This window comes from Gordonia sp. ALPHA1B1 (assembly GCF_005502615.1).
In the GTDB taxonomy this organism is placed as follows: domain Bacteria; phylum Actinomycetota; class Actinomycetes; order Mycobacteriales; family Mycobacteriaceae; genus Gordonia; species Gordonia hongkongensis.
In genome coordinates, this window is sequence record NZ_SCOC01000018.1 from 1 (window position 1) to 15,692 (window position 15,692).

Consider the following 15,692-nt stretch of genomic DNA (forward strand, 5'->3'; position numbering starts at 1 on the left):
CAACCCGACACCATATGTCTGGACCGCAACCTCCAGGTCGATCCTGGCCAAGGTCGCCCGCGCCCGCGCCGCACTCGAACAAGGAGTTAGCTAAAACCGAGACACACCACTAGGAGCGGTCGTACGGAGTCACGGCCGATCGCAGACCGCTGGCCCGCTGCACGCGGCGGTCGACCGCCGCGGCCAGCACCTCGGGTGTCCCGACGATCCGCACGTGGTCGCGGGCGCGGGTGATGGCGGTGTACAGCAACTCCCGGGTGAGCAGTTCTGAGCCCGTGGGTGGGAGGATCACCGTGACCTGTCGGAACTGGCTGCCCTGGCTGCGGTGGATGGTCATCGCGTGAACCGACACGACGTCGGCTAGCTGCGTCGGGTGCAGGAGTCGCACCGATCCGCCGCGACGGAAGGCGACCCGGACGCCGTCGGCCCCCTGCGTCCGGCCCTCGGGATCGGCGATCACCACGCCCGTGTCGCCGTTGAACGTCGCCGTCTGGCGGTCGTTGGCGGTGACCAGGATGGGCTGTCCCGCATACCATCCGGCCAGCTCGGCGCCGGCTGTGCCCAGCCACTCGGTGATCCTGGCCGACCAGCCACGGACACCCCATGACCCCTCCCGGTGCGCGCACAGCACCCGGTGGGCATCGAGCGCGTCGAGCGCCCCGTCGGCATCGGCACGACGGGCCGCTGCCCGCAGCGCCCGGCCCCATTCGACGAGATCGGCACGGACGGCATCGAGGTCGTCGGGCGCCACGAGTTCGACGTTCGGGACGTCGTCCGCGGCGACCAGTCTCAGGACTTCGTCTGCGTCACCGGCGTTCACGGCCGCCGCGACCCGCGAGATGCCGCCGCCGAAACGGAATTGGCGCCGCAGGGTGATCACGCCACCGGCGAGATGATCGGTGTCCTCGGGTTCCAGTTCATGATCAGCATCCAGGCCCACCGCCTCGAGCGCGGCCTGTGATACCGCCGTCACGGTTCCCGAATCTCCTTGCACTCCAGCGACATCCGCCCGTTCGACGAGATCCGCGAGCACCGCTCCGGCCTCGACCGACGCGAGCTGATGCGGGTCACCGACGAAGATCACCCGTGCATCCGGACGGACTGCGTCGAGCAGACGGCTCATCGCGGTCATCGACAGCATCGAGGTCTCGTCGACGACGATGACGTCGTGCGGCAGGGTCCGCCCGCGGCCGTACCTCGGGTTGGCACCCGGGCGCCAGCCGAGCAACGAGTGGAGCGTGACGGCGTGCGCCGTGACGGGAACCGTCGACTCCGCTTCCACCGAGGCCTGCAGCTGAGCCGCCGCCCGGCCCGTCGGCGCGCACAGTCCGATACGGAGGCCGGGTCCCTGCAGGGCGTCCAGTACCGCGAGAATGCGTGCGACCGTGTAGGTCTTGCCGGTGCCGGGACCGCCCGCCAGGACGGTGGTCCAGCGGGTCGCGGCGACCGCTGCCGCCAGCTTCTGCAGGTGCCCGTCCTCGGGCGAGGTGTAGACGGCGGCTATCGCAGCGCGCAGCGCATCGGCTTCGACCACGGGTGTCGTCTGTGCGCGGCGGGCCAGCGTCTCGCGGATCGTCTGTTCCTGCCGAAAGTACTTCTGGAGGTACACCAGCGACCCATCGATGGACCGTCGCACCACCAACGGACGCAACGGACCCGCCTCGCTGCCCGCGACGAGCGGACTCTCGAGCAGTGCGTCGAGCACCGCATCGGACGACGGGATGGTGAGGTCGGCGGTGTCGTCGCCGGCCAGCTCGCCCAAACGGTCCAGCGCGAGGCACGTCGAACCGAGCCGCACCGCACGGACCGCCAGCGCGGCGCCGAGACGCGCGGTCTCGGACACCGGCTCGGCGCACATCGTCACGAGACGGTCGGTGATGTGCACGTCCGCGGCGGCTAGGACTCCGGCCTCGTTCCACTCGGCGAGCACACCGGTGGCCCACTCCACCACCTGGACGTCGGACACGGTCATCGGGACGCTCCCGCCAGTGCATCGGACAATGCGAGGATCAGGTCTGCGGGCAGATCCCACTCGAACACGCCGCAACCGGGCGGCGTGCCCGGCCCGGCCATGCCGCGCACGAAGTGGTACTGCACCGGGCCGAGATGCCGGACCGGATCGTAGCCGACGACGCGCCAGCGCAGATACCTGTGCAGCGCAACCGAATACAGCATCGCCTGCAGCGGATAGTGGGCGGCGATCATCTCGCCTGCCATGGCCGCGGTGTCGAAGTCCTCGACGACCAGGTCCCCCGCCCGGATGCGGTTGGTCTTGTAGTCGACGACCACGTAGCGGCCGTCCGGGGTGCGCAGCACCGAGTCGATGCTGCCCGTCAGGAAGCCGCGCAGTTCACGATCGGGGAGCTCGCGGAGGTGATCGACGTAGTCACGCAACGGATCGTCGTCGGGCAGATACCGGTCCAGCAGTTCGGCGAACACCCCCGGCGTCGCCCCACGGGCGCCGGGGGCGCGATCCGGCGGCCCCAGCGGGAGCTCGAAGTCGAGCTCGGCGAGGCGATCTCCCGGCTCGACGCCCCAGAGATCGCCGAAACCGAGTGGCGTGGTGAGGACGCCGACGAGCGCGGCGACCAGTACGTCGGCGTCGATGTCGGCCGGCAGGACCCCGAGTGCGCGCGAACACAATTCGCGCACATGGGTCTCGATGTCGGGCGCCGAGGTGTCGACGTATTCGAGGACCTCGTGCACCAGGGTGCCGAACGTCGCCCCGTAGGGCAGGCCGTTCATCAGCGACGGCGTTCCCGCTCGGTGACCCTCGGCGGGCGGTTCGTCGAGCTCGACCGGGCCGGCCGGCTCGTCACCGAGGATGTCGTCGGCCGGTTCGCTACCGGTGGTGACGACGGAACCGGCGGGTGCCCCGGGTGCGCCGTGCGCGACATCGGCGACGATGGCCGAGTACGACGTGCGACGCCATTCCTGATCGATGGCGCGCCGGAACCGCGCGACCCCGAGGGTCGCCGGCTCGACATCGGCGTGCGGCGGGGCCGCCACCGCACCGGCCTCGATCCGGCCGGCGGGCTCGACCGAGATCGCGGCATCGCGCCCGGTCAGGGTACGTAGGACGCCGACACACGTGGCGTCGTCGTCGGGGATGGGGACGTCGGAGGCGACCGACCACACCGATTCGCCGGTCTCGGAAGGGATTCGGGTTGCGGTATCGCGCCCGAAGATCAGCCGGTGCAGCGGCCCGCTCGTGGTGTTCATCGACGGCGCCCACCACGCCACGACCTGCGATTGCGCCCGCGTCAGCGCGACGTAGAGCAGCCGGAGGTCTTCGCCGGCCGTCTCCTCGGCGTACCGCTTGCGCCGCGCCGCGCGGCCGGGCGCCTGCGCGCCACCGACATCGAGACGCCGGGTACCCGACTCGTCGTGGTAGGTGATGTTGCCGCGGTCGCCGATCCACGTCCCGTCCCAGCCGTAGGGCACGTAGACGATCGGGAACTGCAGGCCCTTGCTGGCATGCACGGTCATGATCTGGACGGCCTGCGTGTCGCGGTCGAGGCGCCGACTCTGGTCCTCGTATCGCTGGCGCGCGGACGTGTCGGCGATCCGCTCGGCCAGCCACTCGACGAGGCCACTGACTCCCGCCGAGGTCTCGACCACGTGCTTGTTGCAGAGCGCGGACACCTGCAGAAGATCGGTGAGGATGCGTTCACCGTTCTCGGTGGCCAGGACGCGCGCGGCGACACCGTGCGAGTCGAGCAGGCGCTGCGCCATCGCGGCGAACCCGCCCTGCACGAACACCCGTCCCAGCGATGCCAATTCGGCCCCGAGCTCGGCGACCTCGGGTTCGCCTGCGGTGGCCACCTTCTCGATCGACCAGCCGAGCAGGGTCGTGAGCGCCGCCAACCGCGCGCGGTCCGCGCGGGAGGGTTGTTCGACGGCACGCATCACCCACAGCCAGTGCTGGGCCGCGGTCGTGGAGAACACGTTGACCCCCGACCCGATCACCGAGTTGATGCCGCGCTCGGCGAGCTCCCGCTGGAGCGGTTCGATGGTGCTGTTGAGCCGCACCAGGATCGCGATGTCGCCGGGATCCACCGGGCGGGAGGTTCCGTCGACCTCGAGCCGAGCGCCCTGGGCGAGGGTCTGCGCGATGTCGTCGGCGACATCGACCGCGATCCGGTCGCGGACGTCCTTCACCGCGGGCAGGTTGTAGGCGTTACGGGACGTGAAGTCGGTGCGCAGGAACGCGCGGATGCGTAGCGGCGGACGACCGTCGAGCCGGCTGCCCGGGTGTGCCGCCGAGACCGGATGCACCACGATGCCCGGATGTCCCAGCGCCGCTTCGCCGTACAGATGTCCGAGGGCGTCGACGAGCGCGCCGTCGGATCGCCGGTTCACGTCGAGCGCCTGCAAGGTGTCGGCCGAGGACACCGCGGCGAGGTAGCTCAGGACCTCGGCACCGCGGAATCCGTAGATCGACTGTTTGGGGTCGCCGACGAGGATGAGTCGGCGATGGCCGTGGAAGCACCGGCGCAGGATGTCCCACTGCAACGGGTCGGTGTCCTGGAACTCGTCGACCAGGACCACGGTGAAGGTGTTGCGGATACGTTCGCACGCGCGCTCGCCGACCACCGGGTCGGTCACGATGCGTTGCAGGATGGCCTGCAGGTCGTCGTAGGTCCGTACGCGCGCATCACGTTTGCGCGCCTCGACGATGCGGCGGACCGCGGACGCGAAACTCACCCGACGGGCGGCCACCGCATCGCCACCCGGCCCGTCGGTCGACTCGGAGGTGTCCGGCGCCAGTGCGACCGACGCCTGGCGTACCGCGTCGCGGGCGATCGACCGCGCCTCGGTGAAGTCGAATTCCGGTGTGTCGCTTGCCCAGAAGCCGCGCAGGTAGAGGTCCAGCGCCACCTCTTCGGTGAGTTCGTCGACCTCTTCGACGATCGAGTAGACCAGTTCACGCTCACCCAGGAAGCCCAGCGCCTCCAGCATGCGGTTGCAGAACGTGTGGGTGGTCGCGATCGTCGACGCGTCGAAGTCGCTCAGAGCGCGGGCGAGATTGCGACGACGGGTGGCGACCTCGTCCGGTGATCCCTGCGCCAGCATCTGCAGCAGCGCGTCGTGGCCGGGGGCGGCACCGGGACGGTCGAGTCCGTCCAGCAACTCGCGCACGCGGTCTCGCATGCGTTCACGCAGCTCGGCGGTCGCGGCCCGGCTGAAGGTCACCAGCAGCATCTCCGAGATCGGGACTCCCTCGGCGATGTGCCGGGCGGCGAGTCCGACGATGGCGTAGGTCTTCCCGGTTCCGGCGCTCGCCTCCAGGACCGTGGTGTGATCCGGCAGGTCGGCGGTGACGTCGAAGGTGGCCGGCCGTCTCACGTGCCCTCCCGGTGCTCATCGAGTGGCACCCACACGGTTCGCGCCAGCCCGGCGAACAACGGTTCGTCGTCACCCATGGGCAGTTCGACACCGCCGACGGTGCGATGGTCGGGCGTCGCGCCGTCGAGGAGGTCGTCGAAATCGACCTCGGCCAGCACGTCCCCGCCGAATGCGAGCTTCACATATGGGTCGTGCGCGGCACCGAATCTGTCGTCGAAGTTCCGGCGGGCGTTGGCGAGCGAGAACGTGCTGCGCCGGCCGGGCCCGTCGTTCTCGACGAACGTGTACGCGGGTTCCAGCGGCAGCGGCAGCGGACGACGAAGACCCTCGTCACGTAGCCGGACGAGGTCGTGAAGCAACGGAACCGGATCCGCGGGGCGCCGGAGTGTGATGGTGCTGGTCCCGCCGCCTCGCGGGGCCCGCCCGATCAGGACCGCCGAGTCCACCGACCGCGCCGCGGCATTGCCCTGGGTCGCGGCGGCGGCCACCGCGAGAAGCGTGATCCAGCCGCTGAGTTGCTGTTTGGCCTTGAGCTTGGAGTACGTCGGCCGCACCAACGCGGCCGGCACGGTGTCGCCGAACACGTCACCGACCGTTCCGTGCACCCGGCGGCCGTCGGGTAGTCGGACCAGGACGTCGAGGGTCGTGGGAGTCCCTGTGCGCAACGGCTCGACGACGCCGTATAGCCGCGTGACCGTCCGCGAGATCGCGCGGAGCTCACGGGTGCCGAAGGCGAACGGCGGCAGCGTCCCGCGCCGGAGCTCGGCCGCCTCGCACTCCCCGATGGACACCCCGGTCAGCATCCGGGAGAGGAATCGGTCGCCGATCCCCCACTTGTCCAGTGGTTCCAGTTCGACATCGAGTTGGTCGTCGTGTGGCCGGTCGTCGTCGGGGATGCGGGCACCGAGGCGCTGGCGGACGAACGCCACGATCGGGTCCACGTGGAAGTCGATGAGGGTCGCGAGGTCGATGTCCTCGGTGTCGGGGGTCCGTTCCGGCGCGGGCAGCACCTCGGCAGCGGCGACCACCACGCGCCGCGTCGGCTCGCGTAAGGCCTCGGCTCCGCGAAGCATCGACGCGTCGTGGCTGAACGGCCCCGCGATTCCCGGCACGCCACCGGGGGTGAAGTTCCGCGCGTCGAACCCGTGCAGCGAATGCCGGCGAACGGGACTCACGCCGGTCAGACCGGTGAGCGTGTCGACCAGTTCGCTCACGACCACAGCGGGCGGGATCCGCCGGCCGGAGACGGGGTCGGCGCCACTGTAGAAGACGAGGAGGGCATCTTGCGCGGCGCAGATCGCGTCGAGGAAACACTGCCGGTCCTCGTCCCGCGGATTGCGTTCGCCCACCAGCGGATCGACGCCGAGTACGTCATCCCCGTCGATCCGCTGGACACGCGGGAACACCTCGGCGTCGATCCCGAGCAGCACGATCACCCGGTGCGGCACCGAGCGCATCGGCACCATCGTGCACACCGTCAGTTCTCCGGTGCGGAAGTTCGAGCGCGTCGGCCGGCCGGAGACCAGCGCCGATAGGAGGTCCCGCACGTCCGCCAGACGCAGCACCTCCTCCGGCTCGACCGGTCGGGTGTCCCCGAAGGCCTCGCTGAGCATCCGGATTGCCTGTGCGCGTTGCCAATCCTCGGCGGGCTCGGTCGCCGTCAGCGACGAGACGGCGTCGATGAGCGTCTCCGCCCATCGGTGCGCGGGAGCGGCTTCCCGCAGTTCGGCCAGCACCCGACCGAGTCGGTCGAGGAACTCGTCGAACCTACCGACGAGATCGATGCCGGTGCTCTCCACTCCGGCGAGCGGCAGTGCAGTACCGAGCCATTCGTCGTCGGCCTCCTCGGCGACGACGCCGAGGGCGATGCGGTCCAGGCCGGCGTCGAAGGTGCCCTGGCGGAACCGTTCGAGACCGTAGCGGGCGCGTTCGGCGACGCCTATCCCCCACCGGACGTTGCTGTGCGCCAGCCATTCCCGGATCAGATCCAGGTCGTCGTCGGTCATCGCGAACCGGGTTCGTACCGGCGGGGCGCCGAGGAGGTCGACGACGTCACCGGCGGTCACCCGGCCCGCGGCCAGCTCCACGACTCCGACGATCACGTCGAGGATCGGGTTCACATGGCGAATTCCACGGTCGGCGAGCCGAACTCGCAGATCGAACGCCGGATGCGGCAGTCCCGCTTGTCCGAATGCGCCACGGATCAGGGGTGCGTAGGTCTCGACGTCCGGGCACATGATGAGGACATCGCGCGGCTGCAGCTCGGGATCGGCGGCGAACAGATGCAGCAACCGATCCCGCAGGACCTCGATCTGCCGCTCGGGCCCGTGACACGCGTGCACCTCTACGGACGGGTCCGCGGAGACGGTCGGGTCCGACGTGTCGGTCTGGTCCGACGTGTCGGTGAGGCCGGGCGCGGGAGCCAGGTCGTCGCGGATCCCCGACTGGACGACGTGCAGCGCGGTGTCGCCCAGCACCGACTCCCGCGGCACATGGTGCAGGTCCCGATCGACGATCGGAGCGAGCCGCAACTGGAGTTCCTGCAGATCACGGGAGAGACCGGCGAGCAGGGGGTTTCGCAGTTCGGGGAGCTCGCACTCCCCGCGTCGAGGTGGGACCCCGTTGCCGGAGTCGGGGTCGACGAGGGCACCGAGGTCCGCCCACAGCCGCGGACTCGGGTGGGGCACGAACAGGTGGACATCGTGGTGGACGGCTGCGGCCGCGGCGATCTGACGGAACGACTCGGTGATCCGCGTCGGCCCGAAGACCGACAGTCGTTCCGGCAATCCCCCCGCCGCGGGGTCGGTGCGCAGCCGATCGCAGACCGCGGCGAGATCCTCCGCGGGATGCGGCCGGCCGATCTCGGCGCGGACCGCACGCCAGAACCCGGGCTGCCACGCCAGGTCGTCCCGCAGGGGGCGGCCGGCACCGTCGAGATCGTGGCCGGCGGCCCAGTCAGCGATCAGCGACGGGCGCGACCGCCCGTACCGGTCGAACAACTCGGCCAGATGGCGTGCGGTGGCGTAGCGGCGCCCGATCCGGGGCGAGGAGGTGTCGCCCGCGCCGATGTGCCGCGCGATCACGTCGAGCGCGGGGTCGTCGACGCGGTCGTCGAGGACACGCAGCACCGGCCACGTCAGTTCGGCCGCGCGCCACGGATCGTCCGGCGCCGTCAGCGAGCGCGAGGTGTTCAGACGCGTGTCACCGAGCACCGCCGCGACGATGGCGTCAGCCAGGCGGGGCGGTCCGGTGAAATCGATGTTGGCCGCGATCCCGTCGTCGCCGGCCCCTGCCCCCAGGCGTCGGGCCAGATGCTGGGCGAGCCACCGCTCGACTCCCGCGGCGGGAACCGACACGATCTCCGGGCGCATCGGGTCGCCCAGCGGGTGCGCGAGGACCTCGGCCAGCGCATCGGCCAGCGTGTCGGTGCGTTCGGCGCGGTGCAGGATGAGCATCGGACGGCTGTGACTCCGGGGCCCGGCCCGGTCAGCCCGCGGCGTTCGACCGGGGCGTGTGGAAACGCACCGGCTCGCCGAGGCGCGCGGTCAGCAGCGGCCGGGCGTCGTCGGGAATCGGGGTGGGCCGGCCGGTGTCCGGGTCGACGACGACCATCGTGGTCTCGGCCGTGGCGCACAGCGTCCCGGACTGGTCGATCAGGCGCAGCGCCATGACGAACGACGACCGGCCCACGCGTCCGATGCAGGTGCGCACGTGCACCGGGTCGAGCGAGTAGTGCACGGGAGCGGAGAACTCGATGTCCTGACGCGCGACGAGGAACGAGAACTTCCGCGGCCGGTCGGGCATCCATTCATAGAACGAACGCACCCGGCTCTCCTCGAAGATCCGGGAGATCTGCACGTTGTTGATGTGGTTGTTGATGTCCATGTCGCCCCAGCGCAGCGCGACCGGGATGTCGAGGACGTAGTCCGGTCCGGCGGAACCGGCTGCGGTTGCCTCGGGATCGAGGGCATCTGGATCGAGGGCATCTGGATCGGGGGCATCTCGGTGGGGGGCCACGGCGCGATCTTAGTGCGGGACACGCGTACGACGAACTGCAGGAGTCACAGCCGACCAGACCGTAGACTCACTCGCCGGGGCAGGACGTCAGGCGAATCGGTGCGCGCACCCCCGCGCGCGGTGAGGGGCTCGGGTGAACATCGACACGGCACGGGCTCGGCTGCGCCCGGTGTCCGCCGTCGATGTCGACGAGCTCGTCCACCTCGACAGCGATCCCGAGGTCATGCGGTACGTGAGCGGCGGTGCCGCGACACCGCGCGCCGTGATCGAGGACTGGGTGGTCCCCCGCGCCGAGACCGAACACCGCAGACACGGCACCGGCACCTGGATCCTGTGCGACCCCGCCACCGCCGCCTTCCTCGGCTGGATCTCGCTGCGCACACCACGGCACAGCAACCGTGCCGAACTCGAACTGAGCTATCGCCTCCGGCGCACGGTGTGGGGCCGCGGCCTGGCGACCGAGGCGGCGTTCGCCCTCGTCGCGTTCGCGTTCGACCACCTCGGCACCGAGCGCGTGTTCGCGAGCACGGTCGCCCGCAACGCCTCGTCGCGTCGCGTGATGGAGAAGCTCGGGATGACGCTGTGCGCCATCCACCTCTGCGACGACGCCGCGGACTCGGCCGAGCTGCTGACCATCCACCCGGACCGCGACCGGTCCGAGGTCGAATACGAGCTCCTCCGAGCCGACTGGCAGGAGCGCTCGCAACGATGGTCGTCGGCCGGTGGTCTCACCGCGTGAGCGCAACACCCCTCTGGCCGCGCCCATCGGATCATCATTGACTACCGTTGAGAACATGCACGGTCGTACTCCGGCCCCGGCGCTACACGGCCCCCTCGGGTAGCACCCCACTCGGGTCCGCCGAAGTCCGCACGACCGTCGCCCAACGACCTGGAAGGAGATGTCTGGAGATGAGCAGCCCCGCCGTCCAGGCCCCCGCTGGAGCAGCCACGACCCGTCGGAAAGTGGTCATCATCGGTTCGGGCTTCGGCGGATTGTTCGCCGCCCAGCGACTGGCCAAGGCCGATGTCGATGTCACGCTGATCGCCAAGACCACTCACCACCTGTTCCAGCCGATGCTTTACCAGGTGGCGACCGGCATCGTCGCCGAGGGCGAGATCGCACCGGCCACCCGCGTGGTGCTGCGCAAGCAGAAGAACACCGCCGTCCTCATGGGTGACGTGTACGACATCGACCTCGAGGCCAAGACCGTCACCTCCCGCCTGCTCGAGCGCATCACGGTCACCCCGTACGACGACCTCATCGTCGCCGCCGGCGCCGATCAGTCGTACTTCGGCAACGATCACTTCGCCGAGTACGCGCCCGGCATGAAGACCATCGACCACGCACTCGAACTGCGCGGTCGGATCCTGGGCGCCTTCGAGCAGGCCGAGCTGTCCCACGACCCCGCCGAGCGCGCCAAGCTGTTGACCTTCGTGGTCGTCGGCGCCGGCCCCACCGGTGTCGAGTTGGCCGGCCAGATCGCCGAGATGAGCGACAAGACCCTCAAGGGCGCGTTCCGCAACATCGACCCGACCGAGGCCCGGGTGATCCTGCTCGACGCCGCGCCGGCCGTCCTGCCGCCGTTCGGCCCGAAGCTCGGTGGCAAGGCCGCGGCCCGCCTCGAGCGCATGGGCGTCGAGATCCAGCTGAACGCGATGGTCGTCGACGTCGACTACGACGGCCTGGTCGTCAAGGAGAAGGACGGCACCACCCGCCGCATCGAGTCGCAGTGCAAGGTGTGGTCGGCCGGCGTACAGGCCAGCCCGCTCGGCCAGCAGCTCGCCGAGCAGTCGGGCGTCGAACTCGACCGCGCCGGCCGGGTGAAGGTGCTCCCCGACCTCACCATCCCCGGCCATCCCGAGGTGTTCGTCGTCGGCGACATGATGGCCGTCGACGGGGTCCCGGGTGTGGCGCAGGGCGCGATCCAGGGCGGCCGCTATGCCGCGGACGCCATCAAGGCCGAGCTGAAGGGGCAGACCCCCGACCAGCGCAAGCCGTTCAGCTACTACGACAAGGGCTCGATGGCGACCATCTCGCGGTACTCCGCGGTGATGCAGGTCCCGATCCCCGGCATCAAGAAGACCTTCGAGACCGAGGGCTACTTCGCCTGGCTCGGCTGGCTGGCGCTGCACCTCGTGTATCTGGTCGGGTTCCGCAACCGCCTGAACACGCTGATCAACTGGTTCTTCGCGTTCACCACGCGCGGTCGTTCGCAGCTCGCGGTGACCGAGCAGCAGGTCTACGCGCGCACCGCGATCGGCCAGTTGTCGGCGCTCGAGAAGGCCGGCGAGACCTCCGATGCGGAACCGGCGAAGACCGATGCCGGGACGGTCGACACCGCGTCGACCGCTCCCGGGGCGACGGGCTCGGTCCCCACCGAGGGCAAGGACGCCGACGGCAAGGAATCCGAGGCCGAGGCCAGCTGACCCGACAACAGCGGTCGGCCCGCGTGCCGGCGTCTACGGCACGACGGCCAGTGACTCGATCTCCAGGCCGTCGGCCAGCCGCCGCGCGGTACTGACCGAGGTCCCGAGGGCGGTGGTCAGACTGGCGCCGCCGGCCAGGTGCAGACGCGCGGCGAACTCGGTCCCGTGCACGTCGCCGGGCCGGTTGTCGGGGTACCGGAACACGCTGCTCGCTGCTCGGTGGCCCGCGGCCCCCGCGGGTGTGCCCTGACCGAGCGAGAGCCGATGGGCCAGCACCACCTGATCGTCGATCTCGACGCGCAGCCCCCCGGTCCAGGCACCCATCCGGTCGCGGTCGACCAGCGTGGCGTCCGTCATGCTCGCCGCCCGGCCGATCTGGACGTGCTCGTGTAGATCGAGGGTGGCGCCGGCGGCGAGTCGTGCCGTGATGTCCGAGCGGTGGACCGCGCCACCGGCGACGACCGTCGGTTGCGGGTCGATGCGCAGGCGACCACCGTCGCCGACGGCGATCTCCCACCGAGCCGACGAGTCCGGACGGTCGCGGGCCGGCAGCGCGATCGTCGCCGCGACACTGCCGACCCGCAACTGCGCACCCGGTTCGACCTCGATGCGCACCACGATCTCGTCACCACCGAGCGGCGTGGCGGCGGTGCCGATGAGCTGAACGTGGCCCGGCGCGGTCACCCGCACGCCCAGTCCCCCGACCGCCCGATGACGCACGCCACGCTCGACGGTGGCGACGATGTCGACCTCGGTGCGCATCGTCACCCGGCGGCGACCGGGGCCGCCAGTTGGGCCCGGACCCAGGCCAGCACGTCCGTCGCGGCCGGGTCCTCGGTCAGCGAGATCATGGCGGTCTGCCGGCCCTCGCGGACCTTCGCCGCATCGCGCCGCATGACGTCGAGGTCGGCGTTGACGCGTTCGGCCAGATCGATCTTGTTGATCACCAACAAGTCCGAGAACGTGACGCCGGGTCCGCCCTTGCGCGGCACCTTGTCCCCGCCCGCGACGTCGATGACGAAGATCTGCACGTCGATCAGACCTGTCGAGAACGTCGCGGTGAGATTGTCGCCGCCCGATTCCACGAGGATCAGATCCAGCGGCGGGTTCGCCTCGACGAGATCGTCGATGGCGTCGAGATTGGCGGTGATGTCGTCCCGGATGGCGGTGTGCGGACATCCGCCGGTCTGGACGGCGGTGATCCGTTCGTCGGGCAGAACAGCGTTGCGGCGCAGGAAGTCGGCGTCCTCGGTCGTGTAGATGTCGTTTGTCAACACGGCGACCGACAACTCGTCCCGGAGCTGTCGGCACAGTGCGGCCACCAGCGCGGTCTTGCCCGATCCGACCGGGCCACCGACACCGATGCGCAGCGCCTCGCCGGGCTCGCGCTTGCGGCGCGGCCGGTTGTGGTCGTGGGTGTGCGGCTGCCCGTCGATGAGATGCGGGGGCATGGGAACTCCTCTCGGTTCGCGACGGCGACTTCGCCGGGTCACGGGATGGGTGGGGCGGTGGTCAGGACATGAACAGCGGCATCGGTTGCCGCTCATGGCGTTCGGCGAAGATGTCGAGCACCGGATCGGACAGGTCCGCCAGGCCGACCGCGGCCTCGGCGGCGACGCGTTCGCACTCGGGACCGAGTTCGGCGATCATGATCGACACGTCGGCCGGGTCGAGTGCGAGCAGGCGCTGGCCGGCGGTCGCCGACCCGCTCATCGTGGTGTACACGAGGATCAGGGCCGTGTGGAAACCCGACAGCGAGGACACCGCGCCGATCGACCCGCTGATGACGGGGAGATGCGTCGACGGCCGGTGGGCCGACCAATCGACGTCCGGCCACATCCGCCGCGCCAGCCGCACCATCCCGCGGCCCTGCGCCAGCGATGCCTTCCGTGCGGCCGCCGACGGCGTGCGCGCATCCGTTTCGCGTTGCGCGCGGGGCACGTCGAGTGCGCCGTCGGCCACGGCCGCCGCCACCGATGCCGCGACGAGACCGCTCGTGGTCACCCGGCGGTACAGGAAGGAAGCGAGATCGCCTGCGGTGCGAATGAATCCGTCGGTGATCGCCTGCTCGACGCCACCGGAGTGGACGTGCCCGCCCACCGGTAGACGCGAATCCGCCAGGGCCAGCATCATCGCCAGCGGCGCGGAGGCGCCCGGGTTCGTGTCGTCGGGTCGCATCAGAACAGGAAATACCGTTGCGCCATCGGGAGTTCGGCAACGGGCTCGGACTCCCACACCTCACCGTCGACCCGCACCGTGAACGTGTCGGGGTCGACCTCGATCGTCGGGCAGGCGTCGTTGTTGACCATGTCGGCCTTCCCGACGCCGCGGGTGTTCTTGACCGGGACGAGCCTGCGGTCGACCCCGATGCGCCCGGCGAGATCGGCGTCGGCACCCGGGGCGACGAAGCTGACCGACGTGGCGGCCGCGAGTTTCGGTGCGGCGCCGAACATCGGACGCGGGAAGACCGGTTGCGGCGTGGGGATCGACGCATTGGCGTCGCCCATCGCCGCCCACGCGATGGCGCCGCCCTTGATGACCAGATCGGGGCGGATCCCGAAGAACGCCGGGTCCCACAGCACGAGGTCGGCGAGCTTGCCGACCTCGACCGAACCGATCTCGTCGTCGAAGCCATGGGCACGTGCCGGACAGATCGTGTACTTCGCGATGTAACGTCGTGCGCGATTGTTGTCCGCCCGACCGTCGCCGGGCAGCGATCCGCGTTTGCGCTTCATCACGTGCGCCGTCTGCCACGTCCGAAGCACGACTTCGCCGATCCGGCCCATCGCCTGCGAGTCCGAGCCGATCATCGAGATCGCGCCCAGATCGTGCAGGAGGTCTTCGGCCGCGATCGTGGACGGCCGGATCCGGCTCTCGGCGAAGGCGAGGTCCTCCGGCACGGTGGGGTTGAGATGGTGGCAGACCATCAACATGTCGAGGTGCTCGTCGAGTGTGTTGACCGTGTGCGGGCGCGTCGGATTGGTCGACGACGGAAGCACATTCGGGTAGGCCGCGACCGTGATGATGTCCGGAGCGTGACCACCGCCGGCACCCTCGGTGTGGTAGGCGTGGATGCCGCGGCCGGCGATCGCGCCGAGGGTCGTCTCCACGAACCCGGCCTCGTTCAGGGTGTCGGAGTGCAGGGCGACCTGCACGCCGGTCTCGTCGGCCACCCGCAGGCAGGCGTCGATGGCCGCGGGCGTGCTGCCCCAGTCCTCGTGCAGCTTGAAACCCGAAGCGCCCGCGCGGATCTGCTCGTGCATCGACTCGGCGCTGACGGTGTTGCCCTTGCCGAGGAGCGCGATGTTCATCGGCCAGTGATCGGTTGCGGCGAGGATCGAGGCCAGATGCCATGCGCCGGGTGTCACGGTGGTGGCCTTGCTGCCCTCGGCCGGACCCGTACCGCCGCCGATCACGGTGGTGATCCCGTTGCCCAGCGCCTCGTCCATGATCTGCGGACAGATGAAGTGCACATGGCAGTCGATGGCGCCGGCGGTGACGATCTTGCCGTTGCCGGCGATGATCTCGGTCGACGGCCCGATGACCAGGTCCGGATGCACCCCGTCCATGGTGTCGGGATTACCCGCCTTGCCCATCGCGACGATGCGACCGTCCCGAATTCCCAAATCGGCCTTGATGATTCCCCAGTGATCGAGGAGCACGACGCCGGTGATGACGGTGTCGGGGGCGCCGTCGGCGCGGGTCGCCCGGCTCTGTCCCATCGACTCGCGGATCACCTTGCCACCGCCGAAGACGGCCTCGTCTCCGGCGCGACCCGGTCCGCCCGACAGGTCCTCGGTGACCTCGATGAGCAGATCGGTGTCGGCGAGGCGGATCAGATCGCCCGTGGTCGGGCCGAACAGCTGTGCGTACCGGTCGCGTCCCAGGATGGCCATGCG

The 15,692-nt window shown here is 70.2% G+C and carries 10 protein-coding genes; 2 read left to right on the plus strand and 8 right to left on the minus strand.

What is annotated here, in order from left to right; genetic code table 11:
• Positions 1 to 109: 109 nt before the first annotated feature.
• Genes recD through FFS52_RS13550 form a run of 4 tightly spaced genes read right to left on the minus strand, consistent with a single transcriptional unit; the run spans position 110 to position 9,234 of the window.
• Complete coding sequence (recD, locus tag FFS52_RS13535) at positions 110 to 1,972, minus strand: exodeoxyribonuclease V subunit alpha (RefSeq protein WP_137810004.1); 1,863 nt, start codon at positions 1,970 to 1,972, stop codon at positions 110 to 112.
• The gene (locus FFS52_RS13540; RefSeq protein ID WP_068972429.1) at positions 1,969 to 5,349 is read right to left on the minus strand and encodes a UvrD-helicase domain-containing protein; all 3,381 of its coding nucleotides are present in this window, start codon (positions 5,347 to 5,349) and stop codon (positions 1,969 to 1,971) included. Before FFS52_RS13540 ends, recD begins: the two co-directional genes overlap by 4 nt.
• A complete protein-coding gene (gene recC / locus FFS52_RS13545) occupies positions 5,346 to 8,804 on the minus strand; it encodes an exodeoxyribonuclease V subunit gamma (RefSeq protein WP_137810005.1) in 3,459 nt (1,152 codons plus the stop codon). The genes FFS52_RS13540 and recC overlap by 4 nt, the downstream gene beginning before the upstream one ends.
• Positions 8,805 to 8,835: 31 nt before the next feature.
• Positions 8,836 to 9,234, minus strand: a complete 399-nt coding sequence (locus FFS52_RS13550; RefSeq protein ID WP_240199082.1) for a thioesterase family protein — start codon at positions 9,232 to 9,234, stop codon at positions 8,836 to 8,838.
• Between the two features lie 265 nt (positions 9,235 to 9,499).
• On the opposite strand from FFS52_RS13550, the gene FFS52_RS13555 reads away from it, so the two are divergent.
• Complete coding sequence (locus tag FFS52_RS13555; protein WP_058253204.1) at positions 9,500 to 10,105, plus strand: GNAT family N-acetyltransferase; 606 nt, start codon at positions 9,500 to 9,502, stop codon at positions 10,103 to 10,105.
• A gap of 170 nt (positions 10,106 to 10,275) precedes the next feature.
• Positions 10,276 to 11,793, plus strand: a complete 1,518-nt coding sequence (locus FFS52_RS13560) for an NAD(P)/FAD-dependent oxidoreductase (protein ID WP_058253203.1) — start codon at positions 10,276 to 10,278, stop codon at positions 11,791 to 11,793.
• A gap of 33 nt (positions 11,794 to 11,826) precedes the next feature.
• Here FFS52_RS13560 and FFS52_RS13565 read toward each other — a convergent pair whose 3' ends face one another.
• The 4 genes from FFS52_RS13565 to FFS52_RS13580 form a co-directional block, all read right to left on the minus strand.
• Positions 11,827 to 12,555, minus strand: a complete 729-nt coding sequence (locus FFS52_RS13565; RefSeq protein WP_137810007.1) for an urease accessory protein UreD — start codon at positions 12,553 to 12,555, stop codon at positions 11,827 to 11,829.
• Positions 12,556 to 12,557: 2 nt separating this feature from the next.
• A complete protein-coding gene (gene ureG, locus FFS52_RS13570) occupies positions 12,558 to 13,244 on the minus strand; it encodes an urease accessory protein UreG (protein WP_068972432.1) in 687 nt (228 codons plus the stop codon).
• 61 nt (positions 13,245 to 13,305) lie between these two features.
• A complete protein-coding gene (locus FFS52_RS13575; RefSeq protein ID WP_068972433.1) occupies positions 13,306 to 13,971 on the minus strand; it encodes an urease accessory UreF family protein in 666 nt (221 codons plus the stop codon).
• Positions 13,971 to 15,689: an urease subunit alpha gene (locus FFS52_RS13580; RefSeq protein ID WP_137810008.1), complete on the minus strand. Its 1,719-nt coding sequence runs from the start codon at positions 15,687 to 15,689 to the stop codon at positions 13,971 to 13,973. The genes FFS52_RS13575 and FFS52_RS13580 overlap by 1 nt, the downstream gene beginning before the upstream one ends.
• Positions 15,690 to 15,692: the final 3 nt, after the last annotated feature.